The following is a 2,548-nucleotide window of genomic DNA, read 5'->3' as shown; positions in this document are numbered from 1 at the left end:
GGCGACGTCGGTGCCGGCGCCGATCGCGATGCCGACATCGGCCTGCGCCAGCGCCGGAGCATCGTTGACGCCGTCTCCGACCATGGCGACCTTCTTGCCCTCCTCCTGCAGGCGGGCGACCCGAGCCGACTTGTCTTCGGGGCGCACCCCGGCGAAGACTCGGTCGATGCCGAGCTCGCGGCCGACCTCGACGGCGACCGCTTCGGCGTCGCCGGTGATCATGACGACCTCGATGCCCAGCCTGTGCAGCGCGTCGACGGCATCGCGGGACTCCGGTCGAACCTCGTCGGCGAGCTTGAGCCCGCCGACCACCTGCCCGTCCCGGAGGACGTGGAGGATGATGGCGCCTTCGTCCCGCCAGTCCTCAGCGGTCTCGACCTCATCCTGGCCGGTCTCCTCGAGCAGCCGCGGTCCGCCCACGCGGACCTCGCGGCCGGCGACATCGGCGGTGACGCCGACAGCGGGCGATGAGCTGAAGCCGGTGCCGGCCTCAAAGGACAGTCCGCGCTCCTCGGCGGCTGCGACGATGGCCCGGGCAAGGGGATGCTCGCTGTCGGCTTCGGCGGAGGCTGCAAGGGAGAGCACTTCGTCGGCGTCGAGATCGCCGACAGGCTCGACGCGGGTGACGACCGGTTCGCCCTTGGTAAGCGTGCCGGTCTTGTCGAAGAGAACCGCATCGACCTGGCGCATGGACTCCATGGCCAGGCGGTCCTTGACGAGCACTCCGCCCCGAGCCGCGCGCTCGGTGGCGATCGAGACGACCAGCGGGATGGCCAGGCCCAGAGCGTGCGGGCAGGCGATGACGAGCACTGTGATGGTGCGGGTGACGGCGTCGTCCGGACCGCCGGCGATTGCCCAGACCACTGCCGTGATGAGAGCGGCCCCGAGGGCGAACCAGAACAGGAGGGCCGCGGCGCGGTCGGCGATCCGCTGGGCTCGCGACGAGGACCCCTGGGCTTCGGCGACGAGCCGGTTGATGCCGGCCAGGGCCGTATCGTCGCCGGTGGCGGTGATCTCCACGCGCAGGCCCGAGTCCGAGGCGACGGTGCCGGCGGTGACCGCATCGCCCTCGCCGCGGGAGACGGGACGCGATTCGCCCGTGATCATCGATTCGTCCATGTCGGCGCGGCCGTCGACGACGGTGCCGTCGGCGGGAACGCTGCCGCCCGGTCGGACGATGACGACGTCGCCGACCCTGAGCTCAGCCGGGTCGACGGTCACGACATCGTCGCCCTCGACGCGCTCGGCTTCATCGGGCAGGAGAGCGGCCAGGGAGTCCAGGGCGGACGTCGTCTGCGCCAGCGAGCGCATCTCGATCCAGTGTCCGAGCAGCATGATGACGATGAGCATCGCCAGCTCCCACCAGAACTCCAGCTCTCGGTCGACGAGGCCGAGGGTGGAGGCCCACGAGGCGAGGAACGCCACCGTGATGCCGAGGGCGATGAGCATCATCATCCCCGGGCTGCGGCTCTTTAGCTCGTCCCAGGCGCCGGTGAGGAACGGGATGCCGCCCCAGAAGTACATGACGGTGCCGAGCACCGCGGCGGCCCAGACGGCCCAGTCGGGCACCGAGTAGCCGATGAGCGCGGCGAACATCGGCGACAGGGCGACCACCGGGATCGCGATGACCAGGTTGATCCAGAACAGCCGGCGGAACTGGGCGACGTGATCGCCGTGCCCGCCGTGTCCGGTGTGGTCGCTGTGCCCGGTGTGGTGGCTGTGCTCGGCCTCGTGTGCGGAGCCGCCGTGGTGGTGTGCGCTGTGATCCGTCATCGCTCTCTGCTTCCCCTCAATCTGTCTGCTCTGCCCTCAGCGGTCTCAGGACTACGGCTTGATTTCGCTTTCGACAACCCACTTGTGGTTCTTCATCTTCGTGCCGTCGGCTTCGTAGTCGACCATGTAGACGGTTTCGTCAGTGGAGGATGCGATCGTAGCCTTCGCGCCCTTCATGCCCTCCATGTGCTCGGCTTCGAGGGTGACGTCGGCTCCGTCCTCGAGGCGCTCGTCGCCGGCGTCCTCGATCTCCTGCTGGACGACCCACTTGTGGTTCTTGACCGGATCGCCGCCGGTCGTCGGGGTGTAGTCCACCGCGTAGGTGTAGGTGTCGAATGCGCCGACGACGGTGGCCTTCGCGCCGTCCATGCCCTCCATGTGGTCAGCGGTGAGCGTCACGTCGGTCCCGACCGGGTACTTCGGAGACTCGGCCTTGTCGATGCCCTTCGGTGCGGGACCGCCGTCGGCTGGGTGGTCCGAGTGGTCGCCTGCGCTGTGGCTGCCCGCGGCGGTGTTCGTCGGGCTGCTGTCCTCTGCGGAATCGTCTGCTCCGGCGCCGCAGCCGGACAGGGCGAGGGCTCCTCCGAGGATTCCCGCGGTGACTGCTGTTGTGAGGCGCTGCTTCATGGATCTCCTTTCCTTCGGTCTGCGTCTTCGACGCTATACCCCTAGGGGGTATCCGTCAAGGGGTGGGGCGGATCTTCCCGGGCGGGCTGCGGACGCCGCGGCCGGCCGCCTCGGCGGCATCGCGATCGGCGCCGGCACCGACGTCGCC

Annotated in this window: 2 protein-coding genes; both read right to left on the bottom strand. The window is 69.5% G+C overall.

The features are described from left to right. A partial coding sequence (locus HMPREF2757_RS11305) for a heavy metal translocating P-type ATPase (protein ID WP_070576920.1) occupies positions 1-1,773 on the bottom strand: 1,773 nt, incomplete at its 3' end. Positions 1,774-1,824: 51 nt separating this feature from the next. Further along, positions 1,825-2,400: a YdhK family protein gene (locus HMPREF2757_RS11300; protein WP_070576917.1), complete on the bottom strand. Its 576-nt coding sequence runs from the start codon at positions 2,398-2,400 to the stop codon at positions 1,825-1,827. Between the last annotated feature and the right edge of the window lie 148 nt (positions 2,401-2,548).

It is taken from the genome of Brevibacterium sp. HMSC063G07, from assembly GCF_001810665.1.
GTDB lineage: Bacteria > Actinomycetota > Actinomycetes > Actinomycetales > Brevibacteriaceae > Brevibacterium.
Note: the sequence above shows the minus strand (reverse complement) of the source record. Positions and strands in the feature narration are given on the sequence as shown.

What these genes read in the sequence shown, in the direction of transcription:
- HMPREF2757_RS11300 (WP_070576917.1), bottom strand. Translation starts at nt 2,400, where the DNA reads ATGAAGCAGCGCCTCACAACAGCAGTCACCGCGGGAATCCTCGGAGGA.